Below are 14,288 nucleotides of genomic sequence, written 5' to 3' on the forward strand. Positions count from 1 at the left end.
AAGCAAACATTCTGCCAGAATGCGTACTGCTGGCTGATTTGTTAACAAAGAAACAGATAAAATCGTTTTTTTGAAAGCTGACTTGTTTTATCTTACTTTACTTTCGCTTGGTAATCGATAAATGGCTTGCCAGCGGCTTCATTGACAAATTGATTGTTATACGATTTCAATCCGTAGCCCTGTTTTGATAGCAAACGAACAACTCCGCTCGACTGATATTTTAAGTCGTGAAAAAATCCTGTTAGATTACCGAATGGCTTGCGAAAGCCGACAGGTTAGTCTGTTGGGTCGGCGCGATGTGATGGGAGGTCGGGCGAAATTTGGCATATTCGGTGACGGAAAGGAACTGGCTCAAATGGCAGCTGCACGGTTCTTTGACCGGGGCGATTATCGTTCGGGTTACTACCGTGACCAGACTTTTGTAGCGGCTCTGGGTGAGCTTACCTGGCAGGAATTTTTCGCGCAACTCTATGCGCATACGGATGTTAAAGCCGAGCCCAGTACGGCTGGTCGTTCTATGAACGGGCACTTTTCCACCCGCTGGCTCGATGAACGGGGACTTTGGCGTAATCAGACCGAACTCTATAACTCCGTGTGTGATATTTCGCCCACGGCAGGGCAGATTCCCCGGTCGGTAGGACTTGCGTATGCGTCAAAATTGTTTCGCCATAACCCCAATTTAGCGGGCTTAACCAATTTTTCCCGAAAAGGCAATGAAGTGGTTTTTGCCAATATTGGCGATGCCTCTACCTCGCAGGGTATGTTCTGGGAAACCATGAATGCCGCTGCGGTACTACAGGTTCCTTTACTGACCTCCGTTTGGGATGATGGCTATGGCATTTCTGTTCCTACTGAATACCAGACCGTCAAGGGGAGCATATCCAAAGCATTAACCGGATTTCAGCGGGATGATTCCAGCGAAGGTACCCACGCCAAAGGCTTGGAAATATTTACGGTGAAAGGCTGGGATTACATTGGCTTGCTGGAGACCTATCAACAGGCAGCGCATATATGCCGGGAAGAGCAGGTGCCCGTGCTGGTTCATGTGGAGGAACTTACGCAGCCGCAGGGGCACTCATCATCGGGTTCGCATGAGCGGTATAAATCAAAAGACCGGTTGGCCTGGGAAGTTGAGCATGATTGTAACCGGGTGTTTCGGCAATGGATCCTGGAAAATGGATATGCCACCACCGAAGAACTGGAAACCATTGAGGAGGAAGCAAAACAAGTGGCTAAGCTGGCCCGGCTCGAAGCGTGGAAAGCATTTCAACAATCCATGAAGTCGGATTTTGACAGCGCACTTGAGTTACTTCAACAGGTCGCCCGCCATAATTCAAAATCGGCTGGGTTGATGGCTATTCGGGAAGAGCTGCGAAAAGGATTCTCTCCAATTCGCCGGGATGCCGTTTCGGCCGTACGGAAAGCTCTTCGGCTGCTTCGAACCGATTCCAGTACCGGAAAACAACGGTTAGCAGACTGGCTGAAGCGGACGAATGCCGATAATGAAGAACGATATAGTTCGCATCTGTATAGTGAGTCGCCCGATTCGCCAATGCTGGTGAAAGGCATTCCCGCACATTTTACGGATGACAGTCCGGCCCTGGATGGGTATCAGATATTACAGCGGTATTTTGATAACCTGTTCACCCGGGATCCGCGTGTGGTGGCGTTGGGTGAAGACGTTGGCATGATTGGCGACGTAAATCAGGGTTTTGCCGGTTTACAGGAAAAGTTCGGCGAGATTCGTATTACGGATACGGGCATTCGTGAAACTACTATCATTGGACAAGGGATAGGAATGGCCATGCGGGGGCTGCGTCCTATTGTCGAAATTCAGTACTTCGACTACATCTATTATGCGTTGGCCACGCTCACCGACGATTTAGCTACGTTGCTCTATCGCACCAAAGGAGGGCAAAAAGCACCACTAATCATCCGCACCCGTGGTCATCGACTGGAAGGGATCTGGCATTCCGGCTCACCACTGGGGGCCATGCTGGGTAGCCTGCGTGGATTACACATCCTGGTGCCTCGCAACATGACTCAGGCAGTAGGTTTTTATAACACACTCATTAAAGGAGACGACCCGGCCCTGCTCATTGAGTCGCTCAATGGGTACCGGCTCAAAGAACTGTTGCCAGATAATCTGAGCGAATTCTGTGTGCCACTGGGTGTGCCGGAAACGCTTCGTTCGGGTACGGACTTTACAATTGTTACCTATGGCTCTATGTGCCGGATTGTTATGGAAGCGGCCAGCCAGTTAGAGCAAATGAATATAAGTGTCGAAGTTATTGACGTGCAGACGCTTCTCCCGTTCGATGTGCATCATGTAATTGCCGAATCCATCAGGAGAACCAATCGGGTGCTGTTCGCCGATGAAGATGTGCCGGGTGGCGCGTCAGCCTATATGATGCAGCAGGTCATTGAAGGGCAGGACGGGTATCGTTACCTGGATTCTGCTCCGCGCACCCTGTCGGCCAAAGCACACCGGCCACCCTACGGTTCTGACGGGGATTATTTTTCCAAGCCTAACGTTGATGATGTCATCGAGACTGTGTACGCGCTTATGAACGAAGTCGAGCCGGCACGCTTTCCCAAAATTTAGCGAATGAGCGAATCTAACGTGTACATTTATTCGCTCGTTTACTCTCAACCATGTCATATTTCCAAGACATAAAGACCGGTATTTTAACGTCAATCAAAGGGCTTAGTCTCACGCTCAGGCACTTGCGGAACGCCACAAAACGGCGCACGCCCGAAGGTGTTGCCAGTGACAACTACTTCGAATTGCAGGATGGTCTGGTTACGTTGCAGTACCCGTACGAACAGTTACCAATCCCCGACAACGGACGCTATCGGCTCCGCAACGAGATTGAGGATTGTATTGTGTGTGACAAATGTGCCAAAGTTTGTCCCGTTGACTGCATTACCATCGATGCGATCAAAGCGACGGAAGAGGTCGGCCGCGCATCAGACGGGTCGCCCATTCGGTTGTACGCAGCTGCCTTTGATATCGACATGGCCAAGTGCTGCTACTGTGGTTTGTGCACCGTCGTTTGCCCAACCGAGTGCCTGACGATGGACAAGAAATTCGACTACAGCGAATTTGAACTGGGTAAACTAACTTACGAGTTCTCAAACCTTAGTAAAGAACAGGCCGACGAGAAGCGGATATTGTACGAGCAGTTTTTACAGGAAAAAGAAGCCGCAAAAGCGGCTCAGGTTTCGGCTAAAGCAACGGCAGTTCCAGCTACGGAGGTAGATTCCGTTCCTCCGAAGGAAGCACCCAAACGGCCCGCGTTCCGACCAACGGCAAAGCCAAAAGCCCCGATACCCGCCGAGCCGGTACTCAACAAAGACAGCTTGGAAGAAGCGACTGTTGAAAATCCGGCTACAGATGCTACTCCCACCGAGATGGAGCGAATTGCGCAGGGAGGACTGGAATCAGCGAAACACCCTACTTTTGAGACAGCCCCGGCAACGGAAGGCCTGCCTACGGATGAAGTAGTGAAGGATGTGCCCGCTGTAGTTGAAAAGCTAGCAACGTCGAAGCCTGCGTTCCGGCCTACTATGAAACCACCCGTTGCCAAAAATAAGGACAAAGTGGAAGGAGAGCCTGAACAGGAAGTTCCAAAATCAGCGGGTAAGCCAGCCGGTTTTCGTCCTACTATGAAACCGGCTGCGAAAGAACCCGATGTTCCTGCTGCCAACGAAACGCCCAAACCGAAACCGGCCTTTAAACCAACCATGAAACCGTCGGTTCCGAAGGGTGATGAGCCAGAAATGGACGCAACGACACCCACCGAAGCGGTGGCACCACCGAAGCCAACGCCTGCCTTTCGGCCTACCATGAAGCCAAAAGTAAAGCCAGACGAGGCTACTCAAAGCAGCCACAAAACAAACGAATAAATGCTCCAACTTGCCTTCTACGCGTTTGCGGCTCTGACGATTATTGGCGCGTTTGCGGTTCTGGTTACCCGTAATGTGCTCTATGCAGCTTTTTTTCTGTTGCTAACCCTACTGGGTACTGCCGGGTTATTTGTACTGTCCAGTGCTGATTTCCTGGCTATTGCCCAGATAATGATATACGTGGGGGGCGTACTGGTGCTGGTGATTTTTGGGGTGATGCTCACCCACAAACCGGATTCGTCTACCGACGTTAGTAATCAACAACAGAACCGTATCCCTTCCTCAAATCGCAGGGGGGCAGGTTCCTCCTGGGTTGTTGGTGCACTGGTGGCGGGGAGTTTGTTCGCGGCTTTGTTTATGGTGTTGGTCCGGGCAAATTTCAGACTATTGAATCAGCCCGTTGGGTGGAAAAGTACCGTCAATACCATTGGGATGCAGCTAATGACCGAATACGTTGTCCCTTTCGAAACGGTCGCTATTCTACTGCTTGCCGCGCTCGTAGGGGCTACGTACCTGGCTTCCCCGCTTGCTAAACCTACCCGATATGCAACCCGTTGATAGTTTTCTTTTTTTGCTGGTGGGGGCTGCTTTGTTCTGCATCGGCCTGACCGTCGTGCTGCTCAAACGACACGCTATCGTGGTTCTAATGGGTATTGAACTGATGCTCAATGCGGTGAATATTAACCTCGTCGCTTTCAGCCAATATGACCCCGACCGAATACAGGGGCAGATGCTGGCTTTGTTCGTTATCGTTGTGGCGGCTGCCGAATCGGCCGTTGCGCTGGCGATTCTTATCCAGGTTTACCGCCATTTCCGAACGGCCCAGCTGGATGAACTAACCGAATTAAATCAATGACTATACTACACGCCAATTCTTCTGACAAAGAGTGTGGCTATAATCCGTAGAGAGCTGCTTAAGCCGAAGCACACGGCTATTTGCTTCCCTGTCAGATAATCGGGATATTTGCGGCCAATTCTGCCCGAATACGAATGCCCGTTGATACCTTCCAACTACTCCACCTGCTTACTGCTTTCTTAGTAGGATTGCCCTTTGCGGGCTTTCTGGTTTTGGTACTGGTAAGCCGTCGGGTGGCGGGTTCGCTGGCTATCTTACTGACTACAACCGGGCTTATTCTATCCGTACTGCTGGCTATAAACCTCCCCAAACAGGCACTATCTATTCAGGCCGACTGGGCTACGTTATCGGGTTTATCGTTCCCAATCAGTTTTAACGTCGATGCGTTGGCAGCTCTGATGCTGGTGGTGGTTCATTTTGTAGCGTTACTTGTACAGATTTACTCTATATCCTACCTGCACGATGAGCCGAAGCTAAGCCGGTATTTTGCCTATCTACAATTGTTCATTGGTGCCATGCTGGGTATCGTGCTGGCGGGGAATCTGCTGGTTATGTACGCTTTTTGGGAGTTGGTGGGGCTAGCCTCGTATCTGCTGATTGGTTTTTATACCGAACGCCCGGCAGCATCTAAAGCCGCCCAGAAAGCGTTTCTAATGAATCGGGTTGGCGATGTTGGGTTTCTTATTGGCATTTTCCTTACTTATTACTACTTCGATACGCTTGACCTCGCACTCCTGACCGCCAATAGTAGCGCTGTCGTAGCCCCAACTGCGCTGGGGTTGTGCCTGTTTATGGGTTGCGTGGGTAAATCGGCGCAGTTTCCACTGCTCACCTGGCTCCCCGATGCCATGGAGGGCCCAACACCGGTATCGGCCCTGCTGCATGCGGCTACGATGGTTGCTGCGGGTATCTTCCTTCTCGCCCGAATTCACCCCCTGCTCTCACCCGATGCGCTGATGGTGATAGCTTTAATTGGTACGATAACTACCATTTGGGGTGGTTATTCAGCCCTGTTCCAGACAGATATCAAAAAGGTACTGGCTTTCTCCACAGTGTCGCAGTTGGGCCTGATGGTAGCCGCCATGGGGACTGGCAACGTGCAGGGCGCTATGTTCCATTTGCTGACTCATGCATGTTTCAAAGCGGGCTTGTTTTTAAGTGCAGGCGCGGTAATCCATGCCGTACACACGCAGGATATGCGAATGATGGGTGGATTGCGTCATTTTCTGCCGACTACCTTTCTGGCCTATACCGTTTGTGCGGCCGCGCTGGTTGGGTTGCCCTTTTTCTCTGGATTTCTGTCAAAAGAAACCATGCTGAATGGAGCTTTTAGCTGGGCGGGTGAGCAGAAGACCTTCCTGGCATACCTCGTTCCGGTGTCGCTTTTACTATCGTCAGCATTAACGGCTCTGTATATGGTCCGGCAGTGGCGACTCATTTTCTTTGGTCAATACCGAAACGAACTTATTCCGGTAACGCAGGCGCACGAACCCGACTGGCTGATGCGTGGACCAGTGGTCTTGCTGGCGATTTTATCGGTAGGATTCTGGTTTTCCATAAACCCACTCTCCGCTCATGAAAGCTGGTTTTTCCGGATTTTCCCGTCAGCAACGGAAACCACTTTCTGGTGGATGGCTCCCCTTTCTATTTTTCTGGTGCTAGTGGGTGGATGGCTTGGGTTTCGGATACAGGACCCCCGTTCCGACTCCAGCGTCGTTCAGCTTTCGCTCCGGTACGGCTTCCTTGACTTTTTTTATCAACACCTAGTAATCAAGCCAACACTCAGACTGTCGGCCCTGCTTAACCGGACAGACCATCGCGTGGTCGACGGACTGGTTGATGGTTTTGGCGTATCGGTAGTTGTTTTGGCGCATATTACCCGCGTTGTCGATAAACTGGGCCTCGATGGTCTTGTCAACCGAATTGTCTGGTTGGTAGGCCGGTTAGGAAGCCTGACGCGTTCCGTGCAAAACGGCCGGATTCAGTCTTATATTACAGCGGCAGTTGTCGGGTTGTTAGTTGTACTTTGGTGGATTTTATAAGCATGCCGGTAGCCCAATAAAGTGGCACTACCCGTGATAACTATGATTCTTTCGCTACTTATTTTGCTTCCGTTACTTGGCTCGCTGGTTGTCGCGTTATTGCCTGACAATCAGGAAGCAACGTTTCGCTGGATTGCTTTACTAATTACAGTGTTGGATGTTGCCCTGGTGGCAACCGCGTACATGTCTTTTGATACAGCCCTTGCCGGATATCAGCTGGTAGAGCAGGCTAACTGGATAACATTGCCCCTGGGCGGATTGGGTGTTGCCTCTATCGATTATCTGGTTGGGATTGATGGAATAAGTATGCCGCTGGTTGTTCTATCGGCTATAGTCATGCTGGTGGGTGTCGTTGCTTCCTGGCAACTAACGCATCGGCTCAAAGCCTATTACTCCCTGTATCTGCTGTTGACGGGAACAATCATGGGCTGTTTTGTTGCGCTTGATTTCTTCCTGTTTTTTCTGTTTTTCGAGTTCATGCTCCTGCCCATGTATTTCCTCATTGGTCTGTGGGGCGGGCCGCGTCGGGAGTATGCATCCATTAAATTTTTCCTGTACACGTTGCTCGGCTCGCTGCTGATTCTGCTGGTTATGATTAGCCTGTACCTATCGGTTATGGACCCCGTTAGTACGGCGGTGCTGGCCGGGCTAATTAATAACCCGGCGGAAGCAACGGTCGATGTCGTCCGGAGTGTACAGACGTACCTTCAAAATGGACAGCTGAACCCCGCCCAAATCGTCCATACGTTCGACATGCGTTATCTGGCCGACGGAGGGAACTACCTACCCGGTGCTTTTTTGAATCCTGCCGCTGAACCCATTATACTAGGCTTTCCAGCCCGCCTGCTGGCTTTTTGGGTAATTTTTATTGGCTTTGCCATCAAGCTTCCTATCGTGCCGGTGCATACCTGGTTACCCGATGCGCACGTAGAAGCATCAACGCCCGTATCGGTCGTGCTGGCAGGCGTATTACTCAAAATTGGCGGTTACGGTTTCCTGCGAATCGTTTGGGACTTTTTCCCTGATGGAGCTGCTGAGTACGCCAGAATACTGGCCGGGTTAGGGGTGTTATCCATCGTATATGGCGGTTTAAATGCGCTGGCTCAGTCCGACATAAAGAAGATGATTGCTTATTCGTCCGTGTCACACATGGGGTTTGTACTGCTGGGAGTGGCTTCTCTAACAGCCGAAGGGGTCAACGGGGCTATCTACCAGATGGTTAGCCACGGGGTATTATCGGCCATGCTTTTCCTCCTGGCCGGTGTCCTGTACGACCGCACCCACGACCGGCGTATCGACTCCTACCGGGGTTTGATGCAGCCCATGCCTCAGTACACCATTCTGACGGCCATTGCCTTTTTTGCTTCCCTGGGGTTGCCGGGTTTTTCGGGATTTGTGGGCGAATTGTTTACCCTCATGGGCGGCTTTCAATCGGCATGGCTGCCCGGCTGGCTTACGGCTCTGGCGACGACGGGTATTCTACTGGCAGCTGCTTACTTTCTGTGGACCCTCCAGCGAATGTTTTTCGGACCTTATTGGTCCCGACATGAAGGGACTAGCATATTGACCGACCTGACCTTTCGTGAAAAAGCCTTGTTGATTCCTTTGGGCGCAATGGCACTAGGATTGGGTCTTTTCCCGAATCTTATCTTTAATCTGAGCGGTGCTACAGTAGCACAATGGCTGGTAAAGTTCGCCGTTGAATAGTGGCTAGCGCCCGTATTGGCTGCGCCTAACAACTTGCCAGACGAAGCCAATAAGTCCGACCAGTGCCAGCGGTCCCAGCAGGTTAAGCAACTGCAAACCAGTTCGATTGGCATCGACCCGAATTTTGTCCAGCGGACGCAGGGTAACGGAACGGGATCGGGCGGCAATAACACCATTTGGGTCGATTAAATAATCAATCGCATTCAGCGCGAAATCCTTATTGGCGTACGTGTTTCGCGTGTAGCGATCAAAGCCGAGCGGGTAGGGTGCATTACGCTTGTAATCGACATCATTGATAATCAAATCGCCGTCGGAGCAAATCAGGATACGCGATGCCGCACCCTCCGACTTAAATCCACTGGCTCGCGGGTCGCCGGGGAAAATACGGTTGGCAAACAGCGATTGAAATTTCCCTTCTAGTAAACAGCCAATGATGTGTGCTCCATCGGTATAGGTGCTGGGGTCCGGTTGCTGACGGGCCTCGTTATACGAAATGAGAGCCGGCGTTTTCAGGATTTTAGTGTAGGCGGAGGTAAGTAGCAGCGGTGTTTTCTGAATCAGCCGACCGTCTCCCCCCATTGCTCGTACAGTGTCCAGTGTACTCACGAATTTACCCAGCACGGCATCGAGATTACGGACAACAGGGTTAGCTGATGTTCCGAAATTGTTGAGTAGTGGGTAGAACCGCCAGGGTACCAATTGAATATTGGGCTTGTCTCCCAGATTACCGACGTTAAGCGGAATAGCCGCGCAGTAATAATCCTTTACAACGTCGCGGTTGACGCGAACACCCCAGCGGAAAAATAAGTCATCGAGATTCAGACTTAAGGGTTGGGCGTAGGTGCCTTGGTTATTAACACTATCGACCCGTTGCCCATCGACAAAAAACAAGGCCCGTCCACCATTGACGACAAACTGGTCCAGCTTAAAAGTTTCTTCTTCCGAAAAAGCACTGTCAGGTTTAGGAACGATGACCAGATCAAGACCCGTAATAGGACCGGGCTTGGCCATGTCGATAAAGAACAAATCATACTGCTGCTGCACGGAAGCCAGCAGGTCAGAAAAACGGGAAGGGGGCACGTTGGTGTGGCTGTACAGCAGGCCAACCCGTTTGCGGTCTTCTTTGGTTTGGGTAAGTTTTTGGATGGCCGAAGCCAGTTGAAATTCAACGCCTTCGTAGGATTGATTCAACTGCTCCTCCGCCGTAGCAGTCTTGTTGCCCTTTAAGAACTGAACGGGGGTTTCCCGGCCTTTGTAGGAAACAATAGCCCCCGGGAAAACCAGTTTCTCCGTCCGTTTTCCGCCCTCACTCGCGTAGAGGTTGGTAGGTAGCAAACCCTTTTGCTGGAGTTTATCAATCAGTTTGTTCTTCTCGTCAGTATTGGTAACGTCGTCCGGGTTTATGAACCGATACGTGATTTTCCGGTTAGCTATTGCGAGTCCACGCCGGGCCTGAAATCCGTCCAGTGTTTCGCGAACCGCATTTTCGAGCCGTTTAAATCCGGGCGGTAAATCACCCGTCAGGTAAACGTCAATATGGACATCGTCGGGCAGGTTAGCCAGCAGGCGTTGCGTGGCTTCGGAAAGCGTAAATCGTTTTTCCTGCGTGAGGTCGAGCCGAAAAAAAACGAACGCCGACAGTACATTAACGACCACCAGGGCAGCAATGATAGTAAGCGTTCGCAGAAGAGAAGATTTCATACGGACTATAACGAAAGAACGCCTTATCCTATACCCTTGGGCGCTGGTTTTCTTCAGTTCAACTGCTGAAAAGGAATTTGGGCCATGTTTATTGCCCTGGCGTCGTTTTTAATCGTTTGCAGGGATTCAATAAGCTCCGGGTCAATGTCGAGCTCCTGCATGAGCCGATGCAGGCGCGTTTCCAAAAACACTAACCGGGCAATCATATGCTTCATTTGCACGTCCTGCTCATCTTGCCGGGCCAGTAAATAATCAGCTTTCGCGTCCAGTTCATCCAGGCATCGTTTTTCGTAGTCAGTCATGGGTGTTCGTTTAAAGGTGGGTAATTGCAAACATGATCGTACTGGCAAAATACTGCTTTTAAGACTTTCAGATTGCTTTTGGTCACGATGTCAACCCTGAGACTTCCAGTTACCGACCATAAAATCCACCATTATCGTAGAAGCTCCTGCGTCGGCTCAGCTTAAGTTCCTGCAAAATAGATGACCGGGCCCGCAGATCGAAGGAGTAGTTGCCGGAGCGGAAATTATTCCCCGAATAGGGTGTCCAGTTAAACGCCATCTCCCAGCAGTGCAGGTCGCGGTTTATTCCGATGGTCGTTAGCGTTGGGCTTTTAAACACGAAGTCATACCCAGTGTTGATGGTTACCTTCCACTTGGGCGTCAGGCTCAAATCACCCGTTAGGGTCAGTGCCTGTATTACCTGCGATTGTTCGGGCGTCAACTTCGTCAGACCAAATGTATAGCTGACGTTCATGGACCAGGGCACATTAAAGTCAACGTATAATTCCGGGTTGTTATTAATGGCTTTCATCGTAGCATCCGATGCGTTCGGGCTTGTTTTGGGTTTTTTGCCCTGCTTGGGAGCAAACCGCGCGCTCAGGTACGCTTGTAAATTGGTCAGGCGGAGCAGTCCTTGTCCAGCCTGAAACGCATACAGATTAGGTACCCGTATGAACTGCTGATTGACGTAGGGTACTTCAGCATTCAGGGCCTGTATGGAAGGCGAATAAGACAGGGGCGTTAACATACTGGTCGTGGTAGGAAAGTAGTATTGAGCCGTACCCCCGTAGGCCCGGAACGCATAGGGGTCGAAGGTGGAGGAGAAGTTGAAACTGATGTTCTTGAAAATCTGCGTGTTGGCGCTGACGGCAATGGGGGATAGCTTATAGTCGGGAGCCAGTAGATTATAACTTCCGTTGAGGCTTAGGTTATCAAAAATTGGAATCTTTTTGAACTCCTGCCCCGCCGAATCACTCCGGGTCCGGACTTTCATTTCCAGTTGATTGACTATCCCAAATGAGATAAACGCCGACTGCGTGCTTGATGCACCACTACTACTCCCGCTCCCATCCACCCCCCGGAATACGGAAATGGTCCGGCGGTAGAGGGGCAAATTGGCTAGTGCTCCTTTCGCATCCAGTACAAAGAATTGGCCGAATGAAGGGTTGGTAAAGTCAGGTACGTAACTGAATGAAACGGAGGGGGCAACGGTGTGCCGAATGGCTTCAATCCGCTTACTGCGGATGAAATACGTGCCGTAGAAACGGGTATTCATACTGGCATTGACCGAGAAGTTATAGGACGGGAAGAAACCACGAATGGTGTCAATCTTTACGTCGTTATGGGTGGCGTTATACGCCAGGTCGGGGTTTAACTTCTTGCCGTATATATTGCCCTGAAGCGAGAAGCCCGGCGTAACGTTTATGTACCGTAACAGCTTGATGTTTGGCAGCGAAATGGGAATACTATACCGGGCCTGCACCACGCGGTTTGCATAAATCTGACTGGCATTGGCCAGGCTAAACGCAATAAGGTTCGGATCGGCCTGCACAATACCCAGCCGAAGATTAGTGGCCCGGGTAATACTATCCTGAATGCGCTGAAGGCTACTGATGGTTGTTAAATTAGTAACAACCGGAAAGCCAAGTCCGGTCGTGTCAATCTGCCGCCGAATGGTATTATTCACGCTAAAAGACCCACTCACATCCAGCCCGACCCGGAAGCTTTCGTACCAGCGGCCCGAACCACCTTTGAGAGCGAAGGGTGAAATCTGGTTGAGACCAAAGTTGAAATCGGTCGATACGTCGGTCTTGCCATTTTCCCGAACCCCCGTTAGCTGGTTTACCTGTCCGAACTGCTGGTTGACCCGCACGTTGGCCCCCGCCCGCACATACTGCCCAAAACTGCGGCTATACTGCACGGATGAGCCAGCCACATTGGAAATGTAGGACTGGGTATTATAGGAGTTGAACTGGTTATAGCTATTGCTGCTCACGTTCACGTTAGCCGAAAAACTCCCCCGGCCCCTGGGAACCGGTGAGTGAGACCAGGTAAAGGAAAAGTCGTTGCGCGGACTCTGCGTGGTATCGACCCGGTCGCCGGAGCGGTTGCGGTTGAATTGCAGGTTTACCCCTCCACTATACCGGTATCGCTTGTTGTAGGCGGACGATAAACCCAGCCCCCAGCTCCCGCGCGAGTAAATTTGCCCTTTAAATTGAAGACCCAGATTTTCGTTGACAGCCCAGTAGTAACCGCCATCACGCAGGTAAAATCCCCGCCCATTCGGTTCTTCCCCATACTGCGGCACAATAATGCCGGACACGCCAATTTCCTTTTGCTTCGGAAACGGGAAAAAGCCGAAGGGTAACCCAATAGGCAGCGGAATCTGATTGATAACCAGGTTGAACGGACCAGCCACTACCTGTTTACCATGAATAACTTTCAGCTTACTGGCGTTGATATGAAAGTGTGGGGTCGCCAGATTACAGGTTGTGTATATCGCTTTGCCGATGTACAAATTATCTTCGTCGTCTTTCTTGACGGTTTGTCCCCTGATATTTCCTTCCCCCTGCTGTGTGATAACGCCCTGAATCCGTCCTTTCCGGGACTTGAAGTTATAGCGAATCTCTTTCGCGTCGTATTTTCCCTCGCCATCCTGGAAAATGGGTCGACCGATTAATTTTTGTATCGTTGAATCATAACGCCCCTTTGCATACACCTCGTTTGTGAGGTAATTCATGCGGATGTAATCAGCTTTGAGCGAAATATCGCCGTAATCGACACTGGCATCACCAAACAACTCAACTGTCTGCCCATCAGCTGCGTAGATGGTAGAATCTTTGGCTTGATAATTGACCGTTGTTTTAAAATCATCGGTAGTTTTTACCGAATCAATTTGCACGGAATCGATAGTGGCAACCGTAGCCGTTAGATTCTGCGGACGGACAATATTCGGCGACACAATACCTGGCTTGACTGCTTTAGGGTTTGTCAGCACCGGCTTCGATGGAGTGGCCGCAATTTTTTTGTCGGTAGCAGGAGTCGTTGTGGGTTGGGTAGGGCTAATTGGGGTCGTAGGTGGTGAATAGGGCACTTGCTGAGCGGGTACCGTAGCCGGGGGAATACCACCCTTTGCCGGATTGACAGGCAACGGCTTAGCCTGAACAACAGAAGGAGTAACGGGAATCGGTGCGGGTTTTACCGCCACTGGCTTTGGGGACGGAACCGTTTTGGCCGAATCTGTAACGGCAACCCGTACGGGAGTGTAAGGAAGAACGGCAACCGGTTTGACCAGGCCCGGGGACAACGAAACGGGTTTGGGACGCGGAGTACGAACCTGTTTTGGTAGTACACGACCAACCCGAATCTCCTTTACTGATTCGTGCTGGATGGCGTTCCGCGTGGCGGTCAAAATCGAATCTTTGTTGATGGCAACGGGTTGGATGGTGCCAACGGAACGGGTTAGCCTGGTGGTTGATGGCACCGAAAGGGTTCGCACGCCCCTGGGTTGTAGCGGGGAAACTTTAATTGCACTGGTCAATTCGCGTTGACCGAAAGCATTGGCCGCAACGCGTATCGAGTCAATATTAACCGGAATAATGGCTATAGGCTTAACCAGGTTAATCGAAACCGGCAGAATAAGCACCTGAACTGGTCGTATACGTTTAGGTACCAGTCCCGTAACCTGCATCTGCCTCTGTTCTGCTAAACGGATGGAGTCGCCCGTAGCGATTACTTTCTGTATCAGGAGGGAATCAGCATTTGGCGGACGAACTACTACGTTGGGTGGGC

Annotated in this window: 9 protein-coding genes; 6 read left to right on the top strand and 3 right to left on the bottom strand. The window is 51.0% G+C overall.

Annotated features, from left to right (window positions below):
• Positions 1 to 184 precede the first annotated feature (184 nt).
• The 6 genes from B156_RS0100595 (at position 185) to B156_RS0100620 (ending at position 8,514) form a co-directional block, all read left to right on the top strand.
• The gene (locus B156_RS0100595) at positions 185 to 2,605 is read left to right on the top strand and encodes an alpha-ketoacid dehydrogenase subunit alpha/beta (RefSeq protein WP_026260501.1); all 2,421 of its coding nucleotides are present in this window, start codon (positions 185 to 187) and stop codon (positions 2,603 to 2,605) included.
• A gap of 50 nt (positions 2,606 to 2,655) precedes the next feature.
• On the top strand, positions 2,656 to 3,909 hold the full coding sequence (locus B156_RS0100600) for a 4Fe-4S dicluster domain-containing protein (protein WP_026260502.1): 1,254 nt from the start codon (positions 2,656 to 2,658) through the stop codon (positions 3,907 to 3,909).
• On the top strand, positions 3,910 to 4,467 hold the full coding sequence (locus B156_RS0100605) for an NADH-quinone oxidoreductase subunit J family protein (RefSeq protein ID WP_018617663.1): 558 nt from the start codon (positions 3,910 to 3,912) through the stop codon (positions 4,465 to 4,467).
• Positions 4,454 to 4,765, top strand: a complete 312-nt coding sequence (gene nuoK, locus B156_RS0100610; protein WP_018617664.1) for an NADH-quinone oxidoreductase subunit NuoK — start codon at positions 4,454 to 4,456, stop codon at positions 4,763 to 4,765. The genes B156_RS0100605 and nuoK overlap by 14 nt, the downstream gene beginning before the upstream one ends.
• Positions 4,766 to 4,899: 134 nt before the next feature.
• Positions 4,900 to 6,807: an NADH-quinone oxidoreductase subunit 5 family protein gene (locus tag B156_RS0100615; protein WP_018617665.1), complete on the top strand. Its 1,908-nt coding sequence runs from the start codon at positions 4,900 to 4,902 to the stop codon at positions 6,805 to 6,807.
• A gap of 42 nt (positions 6,808 to 6,849) precedes the next feature.
• On the top strand, positions 6,850 to 8,514 hold the full coding sequence (locus tag B156_RS0100620) for a complex I subunit 4 family protein (protein WP_018617666.1): 1,665 nt from the start codon (positions 6,850 to 6,852) through the stop codon (positions 8,512 to 8,514).
• Positions 8,515 to 8,517: 3 nt separating this feature from the next.
• Here B156_RS0100620 and gldG read toward each other — a convergent pair whose 3' ends face one another.
• The 3 genes from gldG to B156_RS28695 form a co-directional block, all read right to left on the bottom strand.
• Positions 8,518 to 10,215, bottom strand: a complete 1,698-nt coding sequence (gene gldG, locus B156_RS0100625; protein ID WP_018617667.1) for a gliding motility-associated ABC transporter substrate-binding protein GldG — start codon at positions 10,213 to 10,215, stop codon at positions 8,518 to 8,520.
• Between the two features lie 53 nt (positions 10,216 to 10,268).
• Positions 10,269 to 10,517 (bottom strand): hypothetical protein, encoded by a 249-nt coding sequence (locus B156_RS0100630; RefSeq protein WP_018617668.1) that lies wholly within the window; start codon positions 10,515 to 10,517, stop codon positions 10,269 to 10,271.
• 109 nt (positions 10,518 to 10,626) lie between these two features.
• Positions 10,627 to 14,187 (bottom strand): putative LPS assembly protein LptD, encoded by a 3,561-nt coding sequence (locus tag B156_RS28695; protein WP_018617669.1) that lies wholly within the window; start codon positions 14,185 to 14,187, stop codon positions 10,627 to 10,629.
• Positions 14,188 to 14,288 lie beyond the last annotated feature (101 nt).

Source organism: Spirosoma luteum DSM 19990 (assembly GCF_000374065.1).
GTDB lineage: Bacteria > Bacteroidota > Bacteroidia > Cytophagales > Spirosomataceae > Spirosoma > Spirosoma luteum.